Annotated in this window: 23 protein-coding genes; 14 read left to right on the plus strand and 9 right to left on the minus strand. The window is 41.7% G+C overall.

Annotation, left to right across the window (positions count from 1 at the left end; genetic code table 11):
• Positions 1 to 220: 220 nt before the first annotated feature.
• The 3 genes from ACE3JL_RS21965 to rfbF form a co-directional block, all read right to left on the minus strand.
• On the minus strand, positions 221 to 1,174 hold the full coding sequence (locus ACE3JL_RS21965; RefSeq protein WP_375328389.1) for a hypothetical protein: 954 nt from the start codon (positions 1,172 to 1,174) through the stop codon (positions 221 to 223).
• A 255-nt stretch (positions 1,175 to 1,429) separates the two neighbouring features.
• The gene (locus tag ACE3JL_RS21970) at positions 1,430 to 1,678 is read right to left on the minus strand and encodes a hypothetical protein (RefSeq protein ID WP_375328390.1); all 249 of its coding nucleotides are present in this window, start codon (positions 1,676 to 1,678) and stop codon (positions 1,430 to 1,432) included.
• Positions 1,679 to 2,029: 351 nt separating this feature from the next.
• Positions 2,030 to 2,860: a glucose-1-phosphate cytidylyltransferase gene (gene rfbF / locus ACE3JL_RS21975; RefSeq protein WP_375328391.1), complete on the minus strand. Its 831-nt coding sequence runs from the start codon at positions 2,858 to 2,860 to the stop codon at positions 2,030 to 2,032.
• 305 nt (positions 2,861 to 3,165) lie between these two features.
• Between rfbF and ACE3JL_RS21980 the strand changes: the two genes are divergently transcribed.
• From ACE3JL_RS21980 to ACE3JL_RS22015, 8 genes are all read left to right on the plus strand, one after another.
• The gene (locus ACE3JL_RS21980; protein WP_375328392.1) at positions 3,166 to 4,182 is read left to right on the plus strand and encodes a thiamine phosphate synthase; all 1,017 of its coding nucleotides are present in this window, start codon (positions 3,166 to 3,168) and stop codon (positions 4,180 to 4,182) included.
• A gap of 219 nt (positions 4,183 to 4,401) precedes the next feature.
• The gene (gene thiS, locus ACE3JL_RS21985; RefSeq protein WP_150978172.1) at positions 4,402 to 4,611 is read left to right on the plus strand and encodes a sulfur carrier protein ThiS; all 210 of its coding nucleotides are present in this window, start codon (positions 4,402 to 4,404) and stop codon (positions 4,609 to 4,611) included.
• Between the two features lie 33 nt (positions 4,612 to 4,644).
• On the plus strand, positions 4,645 to 5,781 hold the full coding sequence (locus ACE3JL_RS21990; RefSeq protein WP_375328393.1) for an anhydro-N-acetylmuramic acid kinase: 1,137 nt from the start codon (positions 4,645 to 4,647) through the stop codon (positions 5,779 to 5,781).
• Positions 5,778 to 6,548 (plus strand): peroxiredoxin-like family protein, encoded by a 771-nt coding sequence (locus ACE3JL_RS21995; RefSeq protein ID WP_375328394.1) that lies wholly within the window; start codon positions 5,778 to 5,780, stop codon positions 6,546 to 6,548. The genes ACE3JL_RS21990 and ACE3JL_RS21995 overlap by 4 nt, the downstream gene beginning before the upstream one ends.
• Positions 6,549 to 6,878: 330 nt before the next feature.
• Positions 6,879 to 7,190: a ferredoxin gene (locus ACE3JL_RS22000; protein ID WP_271992038.1), complete on the plus strand. Its 312-nt coding sequence runs from the start codon at positions 6,879 to 6,881 to the stop codon at positions 7,188 to 7,190.
• 210 nt (positions 7,191 to 7,400) lie between these two features.
• Positions 7,401 to 8,102 (plus strand): MBL fold metallo-hydrolase, encoded by a 702-nt coding sequence (locus ACE3JL_RS22005; RefSeq protein ID WP_375328395.1) that lies wholly within the window; start codon positions 7,401 to 7,403, stop codon positions 8,100 to 8,102.
• 22 nt (positions 8,103 to 8,124) lie between these two features.
• Positions 8,125 to 8,676, plus strand: coding sequence for a rhodanese-like domain-containing protein (locus tag ACE3JL_RS22010; protein WP_150978177.1), 552 nt, complete (start codon positions 8,125 to 8,127; stop codon positions 8,674 to 8,676).
• 179 nt (positions 8,677 to 8,855) lie between these two features.
• Positions 8,856 to 9,743, plus strand: a complete 888-nt coding sequence (locus ACE3JL_RS22015; protein WP_375328396.1) for a sulfite exporter TauE/SafE family protein — start codon at positions 8,856 to 8,858, stop codon at positions 9,741 to 9,743.
• A gap of 15 nt (positions 9,744 to 9,758) precedes the next feature.
• Here the strand turns inward: ACE3JL_RS22015 and ACE3JL_RS22020 are convergent, their stop codons facing one another.
• From ACE3JL_RS22020 to hpsP, 4 genes are all read right to left on the minus strand, one after another.
• Complete coding sequence (locus ACE3JL_RS22020) at positions 9,759 to 11,093, minus strand: flotillin family protein (RefSeq protein ID WP_375328397.1); 1,335 nt, start codon at positions 11,091 to 11,093, stop codon at positions 9,759 to 9,761.
• Between the two features lie 28 nt (positions 11,094 to 11,121).
• The gene (locus ACE3JL_RS22025; RefSeq protein WP_271992045.1) at positions 11,122 to 11,463 is read right to left on the minus strand and encodes a hypothetical protein; all 342 of its coding nucleotides are present in this window, start codon (positions 11,461 to 11,463) and stop codon (positions 11,122 to 11,124) included.
• Positions 11,464 to 11,512: 49 nt separating this feature from the next.
• Entirely contained in the window at positions 11,513 to 12,079 is a 567-nt protein-coding gene (locus ACE3JL_RS22030; protein ID WP_271992046.1) for a glyoxalase-like domain protein, read from the minus strand.
• Between the two features lie 352 nt (positions 12,080 to 12,431).
• A complete protein-coding gene (gene hpsP, locus ACE3JL_RS22035) occupies positions 12,432 to 13,643 on the minus strand; it encodes a hormogonium polysaccharide biosynthesis glycosyltransferase HpsP (RefSeq protein WP_375328398.1) in 1,212 nt (403 codons plus the stop codon).
• Positions 13,644 to 13,722: 79 nt separating this feature from the next.
• Here hpsP and ACE3JL_RS22040 point away from each other — a divergent pair, with 79 nt between their 5' ends.
• Positions 13,723 to 14,109, plus strand: coding sequence for a hypothetical protein (locus tag ACE3JL_RS22040; protein WP_271992049.1), 387 nt, complete (start codon positions 13,723 to 13,725; stop codon positions 14,107 to 14,109).
• An 81-nt stretch (positions 14,110 to 14,190) separates the two neighbouring features.
• Here the strand turns inward: ACE3JL_RS22040 and ACE3JL_RS22045 are convergent, their stop codons facing one another.
• Positions 14,191 to 14,949, minus strand: a complete 759-nt coding sequence (locus tag ACE3JL_RS22045; RefSeq protein ID WP_271992052.1) for a GAF domain-containing protein — start codon at positions 14,947 to 14,949, stop codon at positions 14,191 to 14,193.
• A gap of 240 nt (positions 14,950 to 15,189) precedes the next feature.
• On the opposite strand from ACE3JL_RS22045, the gene lnt reads away from it, so the two are divergent.
• From lnt to ACE3JL_RS22060, 3 genes are all read left to right on the plus strand, one after another.
• On the plus strand, positions 15,190 to 16,716 hold the full coding sequence (lnt, locus tag ACE3JL_RS22050) for an apolipoprotein N-acyltransferase (RefSeq protein WP_375328399.1): 1,527 nt from the start codon (positions 15,190 to 15,192) through the stop codon (positions 16,714 to 16,716).
• Positions 16,717 to 16,775: 59 nt separating this feature from the next.
• Positions 16,776 to 17,018 (plus strand): hypothetical protein, encoded by a 243-nt coding sequence (locus ACE3JL_RS22055; RefSeq protein ID WP_150978183.1) that lies wholly within the window; start codon positions 16,776 to 16,778, stop codon positions 17,016 to 17,018.
• 416 nt (positions 17,019 to 17,434) lie between these two features.
• Positions 17,435 to 17,971 (plus strand): hypothetical protein, encoded by a 537-nt coding sequence (locus ACE3JL_RS22060; RefSeq protein ID WP_271992056.1) that lies wholly within the window; start codon positions 17,435 to 17,437, stop codon positions 17,969 to 17,971.
• Positions 17,972 to 18,281: 310 nt separating this feature from the next.
• Here ACE3JL_RS22060 and ACE3JL_RS22065 read toward each other — a convergent pair whose 3' ends face one another.
• Positions 18,282 to 19,385: a glycosyltransferase family 4 protein gene (locus ACE3JL_RS22065; protein ID WP_375328400.1), complete on the minus strand. Its 1,104-nt coding sequence runs from the start codon at positions 19,383 to 19,385 to the stop codon at positions 18,282 to 18,284.
• 322 nt (positions 19,386 to 19,707) lie between these two features.
• Between ACE3JL_RS22065 and ACE3JL_RS22070 the strand changes: the two genes are divergently transcribed.
• Both ACE3JL_RS22070 and ACE3JL_RS22075 read left to right on the plus strand, forming a co-directional pair.
• The gene (locus ACE3JL_RS22070) at positions 19,708 to 19,845 is read left to right on the plus strand and encodes a hypothetical protein (RefSeq protein ID WP_375328401.1); all 138 of its coding nucleotides are present in this window, start codon (positions 19,708 to 19,710) and stop codon (positions 19,843 to 19,845) included.
• 17 nt (positions 19,846 to 19,862) lie between these two features.
• Positions 19,863 to 21,470, plus strand: a complete 1,608-nt coding sequence (locus ACE3JL_RS22075) for an MFS transporter (RefSeq protein WP_271992060.1) — start codon at positions 19,863 to 19,865, stop codon at positions 21,468 to 21,470.
• The last annotated feature ends 159 nt before the right edge of the window (positions 21,471 to 21,629 follow it).

The following is a 21,629-nucleotide window of genomic DNA, read 5'->3' on the forward strand; positions in this document are numbered from 1 at the left end:
TCTTAAACACAATTCCTCTCCGCTCTCTGGAGTGAGAGAGGGGTTAGGGATGAGGAGCTTTTACAATTCATTTGGTTTTGCTATATATTATACCAATTTTCAATAGTCGTGACTAACATCTAAAAGCGCAATTCCTGTCCGAGAGCGGAATTGCGCTTTGGAATAATCAACTAAGTCTGTCATCACTTTTGAAAAATGATATTAGGCTGTGGTTAAACTTTTATCCAGAAAATTTGCCAGATAATCTCTTATGGACTAAAAATTTTAGCCATTCAGGCATAGAGAGAATTGCCATGTATAATAAATTGGCAGCTAAGAGCCAATTGATCATTTCATCAACTAACCAAGGATATAAGAATGGACTTGCGTAAAACGTTGCCACCATAGCGACTAAAGCCATACTGGAAGGTAAGCTCAATTGATTTTCTTCCTTAATCCAATCCAAAATTTGAGGAAGGGCAAAGATTAGAAAAGTTAATTTATAATCATAAAGCATACCAATAACAAGAAAATTTCCTAAATGAATTGCTGCCGCAAGACGGAAATAATCAATATATTGACTTTTATCTAAAGATTTGTCCGAATCGGTTGAGACAAAATCCGAACTAAGCCATTCTTTAAAAATTTTAAATTTCGACAATAAAACTCTGGTTAAGATTAACATAGTAAATAAAATCATAATTATATATATCATATGTCTGATCGGAATCGTATTTTTAATATCAGTTTCGCCGCTAGTAAGCTTTGATAGAATATATTGGACTGCACTAAAGAGGACTTTATAGCCAAAACTATACCAAATCCTCCCATCATGAAAGCTTGAAATAGCTTTCATCTCCCCCATACTAGCGAGAAAATAAGTAATAAAGGCAGTGGTAAAAATAGCCGCCAAGAACAGAAATAGATTTCTTTTTTCTTTAATAATTACTGCCAGACCGAAAATTGGAAATAGTTTAACAATTCCCCAAAAAAATATTAACAAATAGGCACACAACCTAAAAATTAATGCTCGGCTGTTCTTAATTATTATTAGTCCGACACCCAGCCAAGAATAGATAACAATATCTACGTTGCCACGTTCGACTAAAAGCATTACTGGTGGTGAGCATAAAATTAGGGCATAAACTATAGCTTCTTGATAATTTAATCTGCCAATGATAATTAAAGTTATCACATAAAAGATTAAAGCAAATAAAACTCCTAAAAATATAGTATTACGCTGCTCTAAACCCAGCCAAGTTAATGAAGACCAACTACTAGGATAAGCTATTTGAGTGAAGCAGGAATTATGGTTCTTCCGAACTTACAATGTAGAAAATTCCCCAAGCTCCCTCTCTGTCCAGCAATGCTCTAAAGTTGATAAATATCAATCTAACAAAAACTCAAAGCTTTACTATACAAGCTTTACAAGCATAAGTTGTTAATAGTTTTACATGACAGGTTCGGTAGAGCCGGAATTATTTGCTAGGGAAACTTCGCCTGTCAATCGATCACAATCAAAAGCACCTAATATCGCCCCAAGATCTATAAAAGGGTTTTTAACCGCAGGAACCCCTAGTTTCCTCCAAAACTTGTGATAGGGAACAAAAAAATTAGCTACATACAATAACCCAAAATATCCTAAGAGTGCGGCAACTACCAAAAATCTGCCATCAATTTTTGATGGCTTTTTGAGCATTTTCCTAATCTGGAGATGTATTGAATTTACTATGTCCACTTTGTGCCTCCTGCTATTAAAGGATTGATTATCTGTCAATTACTTGAGTTCAGTATAAGACGATCATTGCGCCGCTAAATGAAAGATTACATTCGGTTGCCATGAGGCGATTAAACGGGCCACTAACTCAGCCTCTCGAATATCCCCTATATGATGACTCAGGTTTTGAGCTAAGTCTAATTGGTTAAATAAAGTGGGGAGTAGTATTGGAAGCTAAACTGAGGCCTTTTACCGCCACCCCTAAATGGAGTACCCAAAAAGCCAGTCAGGACTCCTTAAAGCCAGTCTTTTTGCCCGACCAAAATGCTTCCTCTACCATATCTTCCATCTAGCTTGTCCAGTGTCATAAAGGTGATTGAGCATTTCCATTTCTCGATAAGTATCCATGCACTGCCAAAACCCTTCATGCTTATAGACGGTGAGTTCTCCTAAAGCCGCTAGAGTTCTGAGGGGCTGTGCTTCAAAAGTCGTAGCATCTCCCTCAATTAAATCCAAAACCTTGCGATTTAAGACAAAATAGCCGCCATTAATCCATCCCTCAGCCGTTTGGGGCTTTTCTTGGAATTGAGTGACTAAATTACCCTCAATGATTAACTCGCCAAAGCGAGAAGAAGGACGAACCGCTGTCATAGTGGCTAATTTCCCATGGGAGTAATGGAAATCCAACAGATCCGCAATATTCACATCACAAACCCCATCCCCATAGGTAGCTAGAAAGATATCACTTCCGCTTTGGTCTATATAAGGGGTGAGACGTTTAAGACGGCCTCCCGTCATGCTTTCCTGTCCCGTATCAATTAACCAAATACGCCAGTCTTCCTCCTCGTGTCCACTATCGAGTTTGGTCACTTTTTTATTGCCCAACTCTAAGAGGACATCACTTTGATTCCAATCATAGCTAAAGAAATAGTCCCGAATCATTTCCCCTTTATACCCTAGACAGAGCATAAAGTCAGTTAAGCCATAGTGGGCATAAGTTTTCATGACATGCCAAATAATTGGCCGATTTCCGATGGCAATCATCGGTTTAGGTCGAAATTCGGTTTCTTCCCGCAGCCTAGTTCCTTTACCACCACACAAGATGGCCACGGGAATATTAGACTTATAGTCCTTAACTGTTAAACTGACCGATTGTATTACCATGGAATTATATAGTGAAGGGTTTTTAGCGTGACATCATCTTATCGGGGCAGTTTAACACGCGGTTCCTGATCCTGTCCAATATCACTGGACTAAATCAGCAATTCTAAATTTCAGAACTGTTAGTCGCTTTTCTCATAATTTTATTTTGGGTTTGTGCAGTCTCTTGAAAATCCTAGTCATTCTCCTCAATCAACCCCTTTTTGTTAGCCGTCTGATGCCGACTCTACTGTTCCCTCAACAGAGGCCAAGAATAGTAATATTTTAGCTGACGGCTAACGGCTACAATAACCCCAGATTTACGGCAAATGAAACTAGAAACCACGGCGATTAAACGGATTCTCGATGCTAACCTGGACCGCGCTAGAGAAGGACTGCGAATTATCGAAGAATGGTGTCGTTTTGGCTTAGATAATCCCGATTTAGCCCAAGAATGTAAGGAAATGCGCCATCAGTTGGCTAGTTGGCACTCGATCGATCTTAAACGACATCGGGACACAGCTGGCGATATCGGCAGGGATTTAAGCCATCCCAGGGAAGAAATCCGGGAGACTGTCGAGGGACTGCTGCAGGCCAATCTCGCTCGCGTACAGGAGGCTTTTCGGGTTTTAGAAGAATACGGTAAACTCTATGATCTAGAGCTAGGGATAGCCTGTAAACAGCTGCGCTATCGGGTTTATCAGCTAGAGAGTAAACTTTTAATCTCTCCACCTCTGGAAAAACTAAAAGCATCTCCTCTCTATCTAGTCACTTCTCCCGCCGAAAATCTGTTAGAAATCGTTGAATTAGCCCTAAAAGGAGGGTTAAAATTGGTGCAGTACCGCCATAAAACCGCCGTTGATACCATTCGTTTAGAAGAGGCCGCTAAACTGTGTGAGTTATGCCACCGTTACGATGCTTTATTTATTATGAACGATCGCGTCGATATTGCTAGGGCCGTTCATGCCGATGGTGTTCATCTCGGTCAACAGGATCTACCGATTTCCCTCGCGCGGCAATTTCTCGGCCCGGCGGCAATTATCGGCAAGTCCACCACTAATCCCCAAGAGATGGCCAACGCAATCCAAGAAAAGGCCGATTATGTGGGAGTCGGGCCAGTTTATGCCACCCCCACGAAAGCGGGGAAAACCCCCGCAGGATTGGAATACGTCCGTTATGCGCGGGAAAATTGCCCTTTACCCTGGTTTGGGATCGGTGGTATTGATAGTAATAACATTAAAGAGGTTTTAGAGGCAGGAGCGCAACGGGTGGCTGTAGTCCGGGCCATCATGGAAGCGCAGCACCCCGATGTGGTGACACAACAATTATTAACCCAATTAAAGTAGGAATTATGAATTATGAATTATGAATTATGAAGTGGGGGTGTGGGGAGGGGAATTATGAATTATGAATTATGAATTATGAAGTAGGGTGTGGGGTGTGGGGAGAAAAAAGCTGTCTCCTATCTCCTGAATACTGTCTCCCTTCTCCTGTCTCCTGAATACTGCCTCCTGTCTCCTGAATACTGTCTGCTCCGATTAATTCATTTGTTCATATCCAAATCCATGTCAGAAATAACCTTGCAAATCAACGGCAAAACTCAAACCTGTTTACCCGCAACTAAACTACCGCAAATGCTAGAAAATTTGGGCATGAATCCTCGGTTAGTGGCAGTGGAATATAACGGGGAAATCCTCCATCGTCAGTATTGGCAAAACACGGAAATCAAGGAGGGGGATAAATTAGAAATTGTTACTATTGTCGGAGGGGGATAAAATAATCAACAATCGACAGTTGAGGCAAAAAACTTGTTAGTTATCGGTTTAATCAGTGGCACATCGGTGGATGGCATCGATACCGCTTTAGTGGAGATTAGCGGTACAGTGGAATCTCCACAGGTGCAGTTATTAGCAGGGGAAACCTATCCCTATTCTTCCCGATTACGAGAGACAATTTTGCAAGTCTGTGGGGGAGAAAAGCTATCTATTGAAGCTTTAGCCAGCTTAGATGATGATATCGCCGCAGAATTTGCCCAAGCCGCCTTAAATATCCAAAAAGAAGCCACAAAAGCCCAATTAATCGGCAGTCACGGTCAAACCGTTTTTCATCGACCCCCCAAAAACGATCGCCTCGGTTACACGGTACAATTAGGACGGGGAGCAGCGATCGCAAAAATTACCCGTATTCCCACCATTAGTAATTTTCGCGCTGCCGATATCGCCCAAGCTGGTCACGGTGCGCCCCTAGTGCCGAAAATTGACGCTTATTTGCTTTCTCACCCCACCAAAACCCGCTGCGTCCAAAATATCGGCGGTATTGGCAATTTAACCTATCTACCCCCCCGACAAAGGGAAAATTGGCAGCAAAAAATTTTCGGTTGGGATACCGGCCCCGGCAACGTCCTCATCGATTTGGCCGTACAATTTTTGAGCCAAGGCCAACAAACCTACGACCATAACGGTCAATGGTCGGCCCAGGGTCAACCCTGCCCCGAATTAGTTCATAAATGGCTACAGGAGCCTTATTTTCAACAATATCCCCCTAAATCCACTGGCAGAGAGTTATTTAGCCCCGCCTATCTAGCCCAATTGCGCGAGGATGCCCAAGCTTATTCCCTCAGTGATGCCGACTGGTTGGCCAGTTTAACCGATTTAACCGCCCTTTCGATCGCCCACAGCTATCAAACCTTTTTGCCGGAAATGCCTGCGGAGGTGCTTCTCTGTGGAGGTGGCGCTCGCAATGCCTACCTGCGCCAAAGACTCCTAGCACATTTGGGGACAAATGTCAAGCTTTTGACCACTGATGAGGTAGGATTAAATAGCGATTTTAAAGAAGCGATCGCTTTTGCCCTTTTGGCCTATTGGCGCTGGCACGATTTCCCCGGTAATTTACCGAAAGTCACGGGAGCAAAAGAAGAGGTTTTATTAGGAGAAATTTATCTATGAGCAGCATATATGAAACATTTTCAACAATTCAACGCCAAAGGGTCAGCGATGGGCAAATAGTGCCAATTTTAAGCGATTGTGCCGACTATAAACGTCTTTTAATTCTTGTTTGGCCGCAATTGGGGGATTTTGACAGTCTCGAATACGCTTGGTGGTTAGAAAAAGAGGCGGCCCTTTGGCAAAATGCTGGGATCACCATTCGTGCTATCGGTATCGGCGATCGCAATTCAGGCTTAAAATTCGCTGAATATACGAAATTTCGGCAAGATTGGCTGTTTGTTGATCCGAAAGCCGAATTACACAATTTATTAGGACTGTATCGGGGTTTATCGGTCAAATTACCAGGGTTTTCTTCTGGACAAAATGCCTGGTTAAATCTAATTTTGATGTGTGCGGGTGTGGGTAGTCCGGGGACTCTGGCCGAAGTGCTGCGGGGTTATCGTGGCGATCGCAAAGCCCCCCAATTAATTGCTGAGGAGGAAACAATACAAGCGCGGCCTTTACCAGCTTTCCGGGGTTCCCTATTCAATCTTGCCGGGGGTCAAGGTTTTCAGCGACCTTTTGAATTAGCCACCCTGAGACTGCGTAATATGGGTCAAGTTTTGGGCAATTGGTCAACATATATCCCGGATGGTAGTTATCTAACCCAACGGGGAGGGACTTTTTTATTTGATAATCAAGGAAATTTACTCTATGAGCATCGAGATAGAGGCATCTTGGGATTTGCTGAGAATATGAGTTATCCCCTCGCTTTTTTGCGGGATTAAGCTTTTTTCTTCTGCATCTCACCCACTCCCAACTTTTGCCTTTTACCTTTTCTAGCTGATAGTTAAACAAATTTAATGTTATCCGACTACTTAAGTACCTAAGCAAAATTAATTACACATATCTAACCCCCTCTTGCCTTTTGCCTCTTGCCTTTTGCCTATCTTTACTAGGAAATTAATTTTGCACGACTACTTAATTACCCAAGAGATAAGTAAATATTATTTTAAGTTTATTTAAGGCTGTCATTACTAATGGTAAGTTGAGTCGGGTAAATTTTCCCGTAGTATCAAAAGGGAAACTCAAGGGATTTTGAGACTCAGGAACAACCTATGGCAAAGAAAACAAAGACAACCACTTATAAAGTCACTCTGAAAACACCCGATGGCGACCATACAATTGATGTTCCAGATAATGAATATATTCTCGATGTAGCCGAAGAAAAAGGATTGGATCTACCTTTTTCTTGCCGTGCTGGTGCTTGTTCTGCTTGCGCTGGTAAAATCGAATCTGGTAGCGTTGATCAGTCTGAACAATCCTTTTTAGATGCCGATCAAATTGAAGCGGGTTATGTCCTCACCTGTGTCGCCTATCCTACTTCTGACTGTGTGATTGTCACCCACAAAGAAGAAGATTTGTACTAATTTAACTCAATATTTGGGGGTTAGATACTCCAACAATACAACAATAATAGAGCGGGAACTGCAAAAGCGACAGTTCTCGCTTTATTTGTATTTTTGCCTCTTGACTCGACGGTGAGATAGGGTCCCAAAATTAATCCTGCTAAAGGTTTCCCACAAATTATAATTATATGGTAGTATAGTTATAAAGCTATACAAAGGGAGTCAAAGATCATGCTATTCCGTCAGATGTTCGATCCCGAAACCAGCACTTATACTTATTTGATTGCCGATCCCATCAGCAAGGAAGCGGTATTGGTGGACCCAGTACGGGAACAGGTGGAAAGGGATGATCGGCAATTACGGGAGCTAGGATTAACGCTAAAATACTGTTTAGAAACCCATATTCACGCCGATCACGTCACAGGAACTGGAAAATTAAGGCAAATCACAGGCTGTTTGGGTATAGTTCCTGAAAATGCTCAAGTAGCCTGTGCCGATCGCCATCTGACGGATGGAGAGGAATTGTTACTAGGAAATATCACCATCAAAGCGATCGCTACTCCTGGCCACACCGATAGTCATCTAGCCTATTTAGTCAATAACAGTCATATTTTGACAGGAGATGCCCTATTCATCCGAGGTTGTGGTCGTACCGACTTCCAAAGCGGCGATGCTGGTACTCTCTTTGATTCGGTCACGCAAAAACTTTTCAGTCTCCCCGATAGTACCCTAGTTTATCCTGGCCACGACTATCGCGGTTTAACTGTCTCCACTATTGCCGAAGAAAAACAATACAATCCCCGTTTTGTCGGACGTAATCGCAGACAATTTATCGAGTTTATGAGCAGTCTTAATTTACCAGATCCCAAAAAGATCATGGAGGCGGTTCCCGCTAACCAAGGCTGCGGCAATTTAGGAGTTGTTTTAGCTTAAATATCCATTCAGGAGATTAACGATGACTAATACCACAAATCAAGCAAAATTACTAGAATTTGATGCCCATACTTTAAAAAACTTAATTGAGCGTCGAGAAGTTTGCTTGATCGACGTGCGAGAAGCGGGGGAGTACGCCAGCGATCGCATTCCAGGGGCGAAATTAGTACCACTTTCCAGTTTTAACCCCGATTCGATCGCTTTTGACCCCGATCAAACCCTAGTTCTCTACTGTAATTCTGGCAACAGGTCCACTGTAGCGGCACAAAAACTGATTGCGGCAGGATTTAGCCAAGTTGCCCAGCTTAAAAACGGCTTAAATACTTGGAAAAGTGCGGGTTATACCACCGAAAAAGACCAAAATGCGCCAATTAGCCTATTTCGTCAGGTGCAGATCGTCGCTGGTTCCCTAGTTGTCCTCGGAACGGTATTAGGAGCTTTTCTCTCGCCTTGGTTCCTGATTTTAAGCGGTTTTGTCGGTTCTGGTCTGGTTTTTGCGGGGATTAGTAATACCTGTGCTTTAGCTATGCTTCTAGCTAAACTTCCCTATAATCAACCCCATCGGGGGAAATAGGGGGTTGGGTGTGGGGTGTGGGAATTATAAATTATGAATTATAAATTATGAATTGGGAAGTGGGGAAATTTCAACTAAAACCCCAACACCGTAACACCGTAACACCGTAACACCCCAACTCCCTAAAACCCTATCTCCTGCCTTCTGACCACCGATAGCTAAAATAACTGATAACTGAAATGACTTGGTTAATTGGACATTTATTAGCCGTTTGTACGGGGATTAGTCTGGGATTGTTAGGAGGAGGAGGTTCTGTACTAGCATTACCGATTCTAGTCTATGTGATGGGAGTACCGACCAAATCGGCGATCGCTATGACGCTTCTAGTCATTGGTAGTGTCAGTTTACTCGGCACGATTCCCCACTGGAAAAAAGGCAACATTAACTTAAAAACTGCTTTTATCTTCGGTTCTGCGACGATGGTAGGGGCTTTTTTGGGAGCAAGATTAGCTACGTTACCCTTTGTCACTGCCACCTTCCAGATGCTCCTGTTTGCGACACTAATGCTCCTAGCGGCAGCCTTTATGATTGGTAGATCAACACAGATAGATAATCCTGATGATAAGGCCCACGATCGACAAAAAGATCTGACTCTTTACCCGCAACCAGTCTGCCGATATTGCTGGCTCTGGTTAATGACCGAAGGAATCGCTGTGGGTGTGCTGACGGGATTAGTTGGGGTTGGGGGAGGCTTCGCTATCGTTCCTGCGCTGGTATTATTGGGTAAAATCCCCATGGTGCAGGCGATCGCTACTTCGCTCCTGATTATTGCCCTCAATTCTGTAGCTGGATTGCTGGGCTATTTAGGTCATATTAGCGTGGATTGGCGACTAACTCTATCCTTTGCTTTTGCGGCTGCCCTCGGTACTCTTATCGGTTCCTATCTGGGACAGTTTGTGTCTGCGAAACAGTTACAAAAAGGTTTTGGTTATTTTCTGTTAGTGATCGCAACTTTGGTTTTAATTCAAAATCGTCACATATTGGACAATTTCCTAGCTCCGAAAAGCCATTCTATTATCCCCGGAGAGAAGCAGCTGTCGGGAAATGTAAATTCCCCGACAGCTTAGTATATTTTCTGACTGCTATTTTTCGATTTTATTGGTGAGAGTTCCCACTACATCAATACCGAGGGTTTGATGGACACTGGCGAGGAATTGGTTGAGGATTTCGGGATAAACTTTGATCAGGGTAGCGAGGGATTTACCATCACCATTGTCAACGATATTAACTCGATCGAGGTGTAAGCGTTTAGGAATTTTAATCGCTTCTTCTAGGATAGTTTCTAACTGTTGAATCAAGAAAATTGCTTCTGCTTCACTGCCGGTATTTTTCCAGACTTCTGCAAATAATTCATTAACCAAAGCTTCAGCTTTAGCATTTTCTTCAAAAATTGCCGCTTCTCCTCTAGCGCGGAAAGTTTCGGCCTCTTGTTGCGCTTCTGCGGGTAAAACTTGATCTGCTTGGAGACGTAATCTTTCCAATTCTGCCCTAACCTGTTGCAATTTTTCCTCAACTATAGCACGTTTTTCATTAGCGGCAGCAATAGTTATTTCTTCTTCCGATTTTGCCTGTTGTTCCAGTTTTGCCTTTAACTTTCTCAACTCGTTTTCTTGCTCTAGAATGATAATTTGATCGCGGGTTTTAGCCACGGTTGCCTGTTCCTCACATTCCGCGACTATTTGTTCAGCTTCATTGAGGGCATTTGATTCAGCAATTTCAGCATCACGCATGACTAAAGCGATTCTTTCCCGTCCGAGGGAGTTAAGATAATCCACGTCATCGGCAACATTTTGAATTTTGAGAGTATCAATTTCTAAACCGAGTTTAAACAGGTCTTGACTGACGTTACTGGTAATACTTTCGGCAAATTTTAGGCGATCTTCGTTCACTTGTTCGGGGGTCATTGTTGCGACTACACCCCGCAGGTTTCCTTCTAAAGTTTCTTTAGCTACGCGAATAATTTCTTCTCGATCTCGGTCTAAAAAACGTTCGATCGCATTGCCGACTATTTCAGATTTAGAACTAACTTTCACGTTAGCAATGGCCACTATATTCAGGGGAATATTGCCCTTGGAATAGGCATTTTTAATCTCAATTCTGATCGGGGTTGTGGTGACATCCATGCGTTTAACGGTTTCTAAAATTGGAATACGAATCGCCCGACCCCCCGATACGACTCGATACCCCACATCCTGTCTATCTTTTGATTTGCGTTTCATCCCACTCAGGATTACTACTTCATTGGGTTTACAAATACACAAAAAAGAATTGATAAACCAAATCACACCGATCCCAAAAAATATCAATAAAGCAATGGGAACGCTATTTAACAATAAATTACCAGCACTGTTGTTATTATTGTTGTCGTATTGGTTGGCGTTGATTTGGATGAGATAGGAATTATTTTGACTATTCATAGTTAGTTACCCTTTGGTTTAGAAGAAATTACAAATCGCCTCTGATGTACTTTTCCGCAATGACTAAAACTTTATTGTCCTGTAAATTGAGAATAAACGCTTGATCCCCGACATTAAATTGTTCTTCCCCTTCCGTTATCGCGACTATATCGATTAGACTATCCCCGACATTAACTCGTACTTTTCCCTTGCTATTTTTATCGAAGGGGATTTGAACAACTCCGATTAAACCGATGAGAGAGTGATGATCGACGATACTATTTACCTGTTGGTTGTAGCGTCTTAACTTGACTAAAATTAGGAGTAGAATAGCCAAACCAATACCTACCCCTAAAGAAATTAAAACGATTGTGAGCAGTTGATCATTCATAAGTTTAGTTATTTACCGTTATAGTTGCCCCCAACCTAATTACCGTTCACTAATTCGAGACTTCGGCCATTTCAATCACCCGATCAGCATTATCTTTGACCAAAAAATTTAAAGGTTTATTGCGACGAACTTTATACTTTAAGCGTCGTGATTCCACCCGCAGCAGAATTTGTTCTAAACAATCGTGATCAAAACAAACGTGACGATGACGATCCTTATAACCTGCGGTTGCTCCACCAACGATGTGCAGTTGGGTATTTTTCTTCAACTGATACCATAAACCCTGGGGTTGATCTCCCAAAGAAGTATGAGCAGCAGTCACAGCCGGATTACTAGACATATAAAATGGGTCAATTATATTATTACCCATCGTCTGCTCGTAATTGTAATAGTAATGGAGGGGGACATCGGCCGTGGGTAAATTTAAAAGTCCTTCATAAAATTGTCGGGCTGTCTCCAAATCTGTCACCATGATTGTATGAACTTTTGGGGCGCTAGTTAGAAACATCCACATGGCTAAGGCATAAGCGGCCAGAAGCATAACCATAATCCCCTGGGTGGACAGGAGAGTATCAAGGGGTAGGAAAGCGCCGAAGAAAAGATGATTTATCAACACTGATGTGATCCTATTGCCTAAGAATTTCTATCATTCCCTAATTATAATCACGACCCTGAAACTTAAGTGAACAGGATGAGGAGTGACTAAGTTCGTACATTTGTATTAAAATGCTCCCTATCCAGTTTAAATGGGCTGCAATTTACCTCAAATTCTCCTATGGGATGAATAAATGATGAGATGATGACATTGGGGACGGAAATATGAGGAATTAGCGGAGATGAAAGCGTATATTGGAACTAGAGCCATCCCTAGAAAAGTGAGCTACTGTTATGAATTCTTTTGCGCTTCCCGTCTTTCTGCAATCAGGTTTAACCCTACTGGCATTTTTAGTGCTGGTTATCCTGATGGCCTAAATTTTAATCCGTCTGTGACTTCGATCGGGTAGGGGCCGATCGATAGCGCAGACTAAATCTTGATAGACAGTTAACAGCTGTTCAGCGATCGCTGACCAACTATATTGATTTAAGACTAAATCCTTGGCATTTTTCCCCCTTTGTTGGCGAATTTCAGGATTAGTGATGGCCGTTGCTAAAGCATTAGTTAAATCCTCAAGCTGACAAGCTGTCACCCATCCCGCTGCTGCAGCTGCCACCGCAGGATGCAGATCCACCCGGTCCGAGATCACCACAGGAATTCCGGCAGCCATAGCTTCGGCAACCGCAATGCCAAAATTTTCATAGTAGGAAGGTAAAACAAATAAATCGGCCCTAGCGAGGAGGCTATTTTTGACTTCTCCGGTAACAAATCCAGTAATTGTCGTATTTTTGCTCAATATTGACCGCTCGATCTGATTTTTAATCTGATTTTCGTACTCCTGGTTCTGGGGATTGCCTCCTGCTAAGACAAAATGAAAATCTAGACCCTTTTCTAACAATCTTTCTAAACTGGGCAGCAATAAATCTAGACCTTTTTTCGGATCAAGACGGGACATATAGAGAATGATCGGTTTATTTTCGGGAAGATCAAAACCCGTTACTGGTAAAGCTTGTGAGTTAAAAAAATCTACCCCTAGGGGGATGACAATATCCTTAGTTTTTATATTAAATCTTTCGGCAGTTTGACACTCCTGCTCACTGGTGAAATGAACTGCGGCTGCCGCCGCTAAATTGGGTTTTTCGAGAAAATTGGCATATATTTGTTTAAGTTGCCGTTTTTTTTGCAAATCTGCCGGATCGAGGGTGCCTAGGGGACGGAGAATATAGGGCAGTTGATGGTAACGAGCGATCGAAGCCGATATACTGCTCACTGGGGAGAATAAGGCATGAATATGGGCGATATCGTAATCTTTTGCCCTATTAGCCAACCAAGTAAACAGATCAAGGGAAAATTTATAGCGCCGAAAGGGAGAACAGCGAAAATAATAGATTTGATAGCCATTTTGACTAACAGGGACCCCTAAAGGTACATCTAGGGGTGCTTGTCCCGTGTCACCATTGGAATCGGTGGTAATAATAGTCACCTCTTGGCCCAGTTGTGCTAAGGCTGCTGACAAACCGAGTACCATTTGACTCGGACCACCGTAAACAAGGGAAATCGAAGGAACAATCTGAAGAATTTTCATCTCTTTGGTGCAAAGGTCAAGACTTGTTAAAATCGATCAAGCCGTTCGCTCAAATTTACCACTTCTGTGGCTCTCATTTATGGTAATCGACTTTCTGCCCTTCACTATCAATATTTCTCCGGCCTTTATTGCTGGTAGCTGTCTCTGGTCTTTAGCATTATATTTGGGGTTAGCTGGGGTACGAAATTGGTTTATAGAAATTTTCTATCGCTGGTTTAATTTTGCCGAGCGTTTCCTCTATACTTCCCTAGAGGAGTTTGAAAAAACTCGCATTGCCAGAGAATCCCAAAATGCTTTTTATGCCTCTATCTTTAGTATTATTCCCTTTCTCATTTTCGGCGGTTTCTCCGATTGGTTAATTGAGATTAGTTTAGGAAAAAGTTGGCCGATTAGTGTCGGTATTCTTGCCTGTGTTGCCTCTGGTGTCTATGAATTAGGAAGACAGGACGGCAGCGGCAATCAGTAAATTAAGCTGTTAACTATCTCAATTGCTTCTCAGCACAGCATTGGAGGTTCAAGTTAGTCGATTTTAACCCTTGATTATAGCTCAATCTTTTCCTTCCAGACGATTTTTATGTTTATTCAGAGTCTTTTGTAGTAAATTCAAAACCTCATTGGCAATCTCAATAACTTCATGGGTTCCAAAACCGGCCTGAGTTAATTCTTTAAAAAAAGCCTTAGCGACAATTTTGGCTAATTTCGGGGGATAAGGATGGACAGCGATCGAATGTTCGGACTGAATTTCTGCTATTTCTCTAGTCACTGCCATAGCCACAAAACGAGATTTTAACATCCCTTGCAAATGAAAAATTTGCAGGGATTGGGCTGCCTGTTGAGCGAATAACTGCAAGATTTCTAAATCTAATGGTTCAAAATGTTTTTTGTCTAGGGGAAAACTGAGATTAATTACTCCAATTACCTGCTGATTGAGGATAATCGGTGCGGAGATAAAACTATTACTATTTGATTTTTTGGGATAACGGGCTGCACTGGCAAATGGCGATCGAGTGATATCCTTAATTAGTAAAGGTTTTCCTGTAGTCGCTACAGTATCGGCAATAACTTGATCGAGTTTAATTATTTCTTGAGCGTCTAAAGGTGATGGATCATCATAATGGGCAAAAACTTCTAGATAATCGGTAATTTCTCCTTTTAATTCCTCTGGAGAGCTTAACATAATTGAACATCGCCGCGCTCGCAATTGATGAGCGCTTGTACTAGCTATTTTCCAAAAAATATCTTCAAGATTTTCCTCAACATTCAAGACAAGAGCCAGAGTAGCTATTTTGGGGTTAAAATTATCCATGTATTCAATCACTTATTCAGTCCGAGTTTAGGTTTTCAGGGTGAGGGTGACATTCCTTGTCTCCCTGTTTGTCTGAGTCTATAGCTTGCCATAGCATCCCCTGGAAGGGCTTTTTTGACTCGTTAACTGCTCTATTGTAGATGTAGCCAAAACTTCTGTGTCTCTCTTGTTTTTTGTCTTCCCTCTAGCTACTCTGAGATCTAGTAGGTTCAGACGAGTTTAACCTGACTTGAGTGAAAGATGGTACGTTTTCTCTGGGCAATTTTGGCCGGTGTGGGGATGGGGTTAACAGTAGCGCCAGTTTCTTGGTGGTTACTAGCTTGGATTTCTCTTGTCCCCCTGTGGATTATTGTGAGATTAGCGGAAAAATCCCTAAAAAAACAGCTTTTATACGGTTTTGGCTGGGGTTTTGCCTACCATGGTCTCGCTTTATTCTGGATTACGGGAATTCACCCGATGACGTGGATGGGTGTCCCCTGGTTAGCGAGTTTGTTAATTGCTCTGTTTTGTTGGTTGTTTATCACTTTTTGGGGAACGGCGATCGTGCTAACTTGGACGTTAGTTATGTTTTATGTCAACAAAAGTGTTAATCAGTCATCTTTTCGGGATGCCCTCCTACGAGTTTTCATCGGCACTGCTCTCTGGTGTGGGTTAGAATGTCTCTGGAGTCAATCTCCTCTCTGGTGGACTACCCTTGCTTATAGTCAAAGTCCCCATAATTTATTGATTCTGCAATTGGGCAAATTATCGGGTTTTACGACGGTAACGGCGGCAATTGTGGCAGTTAACGGTTTAATCGCCGAAAGCTTGCTCCTAATCCGTCAATCGCGGCAAAATCTCGCTTTTCTCTCTTTACCCCTCCTCATTTGTTTTAGCCTCCATCTCTGGGGATGGAATACATACCATAAACCGATCGAAAAGTCAAGGGATTTAGGGATAAAAATTGGCGTAATTCAGGGCAATATTCCCAACACAATTAAACTTTCGCCCCTAGGATTTCAAAAGGCGATCGAAGGTTACACCTCTGGTTATCAAATTCTCGCCGATCAAGGAGTAGATGCCGTCTTAACTCCTGAAACCGCCTTACCCTATTATTGGGAGAACTTAGTCAATAATAGCTCGATTTATTCGGCAATTTTAGCCAAAAAAACGCCGATCTGGTTGGGTGCATTTGGCAAGATGGATAAGGGTTATAACAATAGTCTCTTGACTATTGATGGCGAGGGACGGGTGATTAGTCGGTATGATAAGGTAATTCTCGTGCCTTTAGGCGAATACGTTCCTTTTCAGGAAATTTTGGGCGGAATTGTCGATCGCCTTTCTCCCTTGCAAGCGCATTTAATCCCGGGAGATCCCGATCAAATTATTGACAGTCCTTTCGGTAAAATAATTGTGGGCATTTGTTACGAATCGGCTTTTTCCGAACATTTTCGCCGTCAAACTGCTAGGGGAGGCGAATTTATCATTACTGCTTCTAATAACGCCCATTATAGCCACTCCATGCCCGCTCAACACCATGCTCAGGATACCATGCGAGCGATCGAAACCGATCGATGGATGGCCCGGGCCACCAATACGGGTTATTCTGCTTTTGTTGATCCCCACGGTAATCAGCTTTGGTTATCGGATCTGGATAAATATCAAATTCATAGCGAAACAATTTATCGACGGGATACGAGGACTTTATATGTGCGCTGGGGAGATTGGTTAACTAGAGTTTTAATTATTACTGCCGGACTAGCTTGGCTCTGGAGAGCTTGGGACTAAAGTGACAGTGGTATAATTTTTCGTGAATAAACTGTTAAATAATCCGAGTTTTTGCTGCAATGAAAGAGCAATTTGTCAAGTGGTTGAATAGAATCTTAATATTTGATGTGTTTTTAGTGATAGGGGGTTTTCTTTGGTTTGCCGTGGCTGTTATCGGTGAATCCACGGGGATTTCCCTAGGATTTAAACTTTTTCAGCGTCTTTGGCTGCCCCTATTCAATCCTGCTATTAGTATTTTAATTGCGGGGGCGATTTTAAGCTGGGCGATTAATAAAATTCAAGAACGCTGGTCGTCTAAATAACAATTAGTTGATTTCTGCTCAAGAAGTTACCCAATAGGTTAAATCGACAATCCGCACTTGAAAATGTAAGATAAAGTAGCATCAACTGATTCAAGAAAAAATAAATAAAAATCCTCAGAGAATTGCTTCCAAAAAAGTGAAACAATCAAAAAGCTCAAAAATCTATTAAGTAGTCGTGCAAAATTAATTTCCTAGTAAAGATAGGCAAAAGGCAAGAGGCTTCGGCCGTGAGCTCAGCCGAACGGCAAAAGGCAAGAGGGGGTTAGATATGTGTAATTAATTTTGCTTAGGTACTTAAAGGTACAAAAACTCTCTCCTAAAATCTGAGATAGTAAGAACAATTAAGGAGCAGTATCAAATAGTATTTGACAAGTTAAAACCAGAGAATTTCTTAATACTAGGTAAAATAACTGATTATGTTAATTGGTAAATATTTAACTCTAGAGGAATTATGTACCTGTTCGCGAACTTATCAAAAGTATGCGGCACAAATCGATCCCTATCCGAAAAATCCTGAAACCATAACCGCTTTGAAAAATCTTGCTCACTTTATTATCGACCCAATTATTGATAATTTTGGTCGAGAAAAATTCCAACTAACCTATGGATTTTGCTCCAATGATCTGAGAAAATTACTACAAAAAAAAGACCCAATCACTGGCTTAAAAAACGGTAGAATTGAGCCAAGTTGCGATCAACATTGCGCCCACGAAATTAATCAAAAAGGTCGATATTATTGTCAGCGATTGGGGGCAGCCTGTGATTTTCGGATTATCGATTTAACTAGCGATCGCCTGATAAATTGGATTTTAGCCCAAAAATTGCCCTTTGATTCCCTCTATTTTTATGAAATGAATCGCCCAATTCATATCAGCTATGGTCCCCAACACAAACGAGATATATGGACTTTTACCAATAGAGGAACACCAATCAAAATGAGAATATCAGAATAAGCTCGCACAATGCTAGGAACTAAGCTGGCAAAAACTAAGTACCTAAGCAAAATTAATTACACATATCTAACCCCCTCTTGCCTTTTGCCTCTTGCCTTTTGCCTATCTTTACTAGGAAATTAATTTTGCACGACTACTTACCAAAGATTCACCGCTTCTCGACGCAGCTCGGGGGATGAAATGATGGGTTTGGGTGCTGAAATAGGATTTTAACAAAGTCTTTGCGCCCAAAAAAGTATTCTGTATCCCCCGCACAAAAATGAAACAATCCACAATAGGGATAAGGCGGGTTATCATCAGTAACAAGGGATTAGATTAACTGCCGTAATTTTGCTTGCAAAGTCTTTTTGCCGAATTTAGTCACAGTTTGTTGACGTAACCATTGGGGGTGACAACGTTGATCCTGACCTTGCAAAATTTCCAGACAAGCTTTAGCCACCTTTTCGGCATCTCGATGGGGAACGCGCCACCCCACCAAACCATCCTGCAGCGGCTCTGCTGAACCGTCCTCATCTCCAGAAATCACGGGAACACCGCAGGCCATCGCTTCTAGGTAAACAATCCCGAATCCTTCCCGGGAAGGCATAACGTAAGCATCGGCGAGACGATAATGGTCGGTTAATTCCTCCGTGGGGACAAAACCGGCGAAAATTACTTGTTTATCGACTCCTAACTGCTTGGTTAAAGCTTCTAACCTTGGATAGTCGTCCCCTCGTCCAATGACTAGATATTTTACTTCGGGATAAGTCTCTAAAATTGTCGGCAGAGCGCGAATGGTTACATCTACCCCTTTATAGATATCCCCCGACCACAATCGAGCCACTGTTAATAAAACTTTGGCATTTTCAATATCATATTTCTTGATTAATGTCAAGGACTTTTCGCCTAAATTAAACTTTTCCTCATCCACCACACAGGGGAGAATTGCTACTTTTTTGGGATCAATAGCGTTAGCCTCACACATAAGATCGCGACTATAATGGCTAATTGTCCAGATCGATTCGGCCGCTTGCAGGGCCTGTTTTTGGGAATTTGGTAAAGGTTCCCAGACTTCTTTCCCGTAGGTGAGGACGGTGTAGGGTATGTCTAAAGCTTGACAGTAAAAATGGGTGAGGGGAGCTAAATTTATATGACCACAAAAAACCCGTTGGGGACGTTTTTGGAGGAGAGAAACTAAAAACTTAAGGGCTAATTGGATGCGTCCGAGAGTGGCTGAGTTATTTTTCAGGTAATGAAAGGTAATATCTTGATTTTTGAAAGGATTAGGACAATCAGGGGCATCCCGCAGCAAAAAAACCTCGGCTGCGTCGGAATCGGGCAAAGTGAGATAAGCTTGCAGGACATCCTTAATGTAGGATTGAATGCCGCCTTCTTGGGAAAAAATCTCTAAAAATAGGAAGATATGAGGCATCATAGAACGTCAGTGTCAAAAAGTTTTGGATTTGGCGAAAAAATTTTCCCTGATCTCTTGTCTGTACTATCAAACTTGCTTGATCTATTTTGATCGTTTCCCAAGTAACAGATCCTAACCGCTAACATTGCGAAAAAGAATAATCTGGTGGCTCTTCTGGAGTTTAACCCCCAGAATCAGGGGAATTCCGATGCTGATAGCTCAAATAACTGATATTAGTCAGTTTAGCTGATGATGCCGCTGAGGTCATAGATAGAAAGTCAAGAACGGGGAAATAGTTAGGGTTTTCCAGGATACCAAAGATAAAGCCATTTATTTGTCCCTTGTGTCATCTGTCATTGAGGAATCTTTCTCTTTTTATGCTAGATATTTTCAGGAATTACTAGAGATAAAAAAAATTAAAGTTCCTCAACCGCTCTGGCAAAGGTTACAAATGTCCCCAGAACGGTTAAGCTTATTTTAATCTCTGTAATTGCTTTTATGGCTCATTTGACTGCTGAAAAACTGAATTTAACCACAAAAATTGCCTATGGTGCTGGCGATTTGGGACCGGCTATCACTGCTAATATCTCGGTATTTTACCTGCTATTTTTCCTCACTGATGTGGCAGGATTACCAGCAGGATTAGCTGGTAGTGTGCTGATGGTTGTGAGAATTTTTGATGCTATTAACGATCCGATTATTGGAATGTGGAGCGATCGAACTCGTACTATTTGGGGTCGTCGCTTACCATGGATGTTATTGGGGTCAATTCCCTTCGGAATTAGCTATTTTTTACTGTGGTTAATTCCGACTAATAACCAATTATGGCTATTTTTGTATTATATTTTTATTGGCATTATCTTTAATTTAACCTATACAGTAGTCAATCTTCCCTACCAGGCACTCACTCCTGAATTGACCCATGACTATAATGAGAGAACCCGCTTAAATAGTTTTCGTTTTGCCTTTTCCATCGGGGGCAGCATTCTCTCATTAATTCTCTATATTCTCGTCTCATCTTCCTATGCCAATAATCTCCATCAAGCTTTTTTATTGTTAGGTGTAGTTTGTGCTTTAATGTCGATTTTAGCAGTTATTTGGTGCGCCTTAGTTTTACAAGAACGAGGAGCAAAAGCAATTCTCAATTCTCCCCAGAAAAAAGTTTTGGCAATTACTTTTATAGTTGTCGGTGCGCTTTTCTTGGTCTATGGACTAGGAAAAATTGGGGTTAATTCCAGAGACTTTATCGCTATTTCCACAATTTTATTAGGAATACAAGGGATAGTTTCGGGGTTAACCTTTTACTATGGAAAAACTGAAAATCATCTCAAGGATAGCGCAGCAATTCAACAGAGAGAAGCGGCTAATAATACCAAAACTATTCCCCTGAAAGAACAATTAAAAATAGTTTTTGGTAATCGTCCCTTTTTATACGTTATTGGTATCTATCTTTGTGCTTGGTTAGGAGTACAATTAACTGCCTCGATTTTGGTTTACTACGTCGTCAGCTACATGAGACTATCGGAAGCAGAATCAGGTTTAGTCGCTTTAGCAGTACAGGGAACAGCTTTAGTGATGTTATTTTTCTGGCAAGCAGTTAGTCAGAAATTAGATAAAAAGATAGTATATTTTTTAGGAATGACATTCTGGATTATTGCCCAAATCGGTTTATTTTTGCTCCAACCGGGACAAATAACTTTAATGTATGCTTTGGCGGTTTTGGCAGGATTTGGCGTATCTGTGGCCTATTTAATTCCTTGGTCAATGGTTCCTGATGTGATTGAATTAGACGAATTAGAAACAGGAAAACGTCGAGAAGGTATTTTTTATGCTTTCATGGTACTTCTGCAAAAAATCGGTTTAGCTTTGGGGTTATTTTTTGTCGGTATTGCTCTGGAAACATCGGGTTTTAAACCGAGAATCCCAGGAGAAGCAATTCCCCTGCAGCCAGATAGTGCTTTAATGGCAATTCGCCTAGCAATTGCCCCCTTACCAGCATTTTTCCTGATCATTAGCTTAATTCTTGCCTATTTTTATCCAATTACTCGCCAAGTTCATGCCGAAATTTTAGACCAATTAGCAGCAAGAAGACAAGAGGAAAAGTAAACATCAGTTGTCAGTTGTCAGGACTCACCGTTCGCTCATTTCTCGAACTGAAAATTTGATAAATTGTCTCAAATGCGGTCTAGCAAAAGCATTGAGCGTTTTATGCGAATATTTATTAGTACAAAAAGGCCATTTTGAGGTTAACGAATTGATTGGGGT

Origin of the sequence: Microcystis sp. BLCC-F210, assembly GCF_042134685.1 — a bacterium.
Classification (GTDB): Bacteria; Cyanobacteriota; Cyanobacteriia; order Cyanobacteriales; family Microcystaceae; genus Microcystis; species Microcystis aeruginosa_D.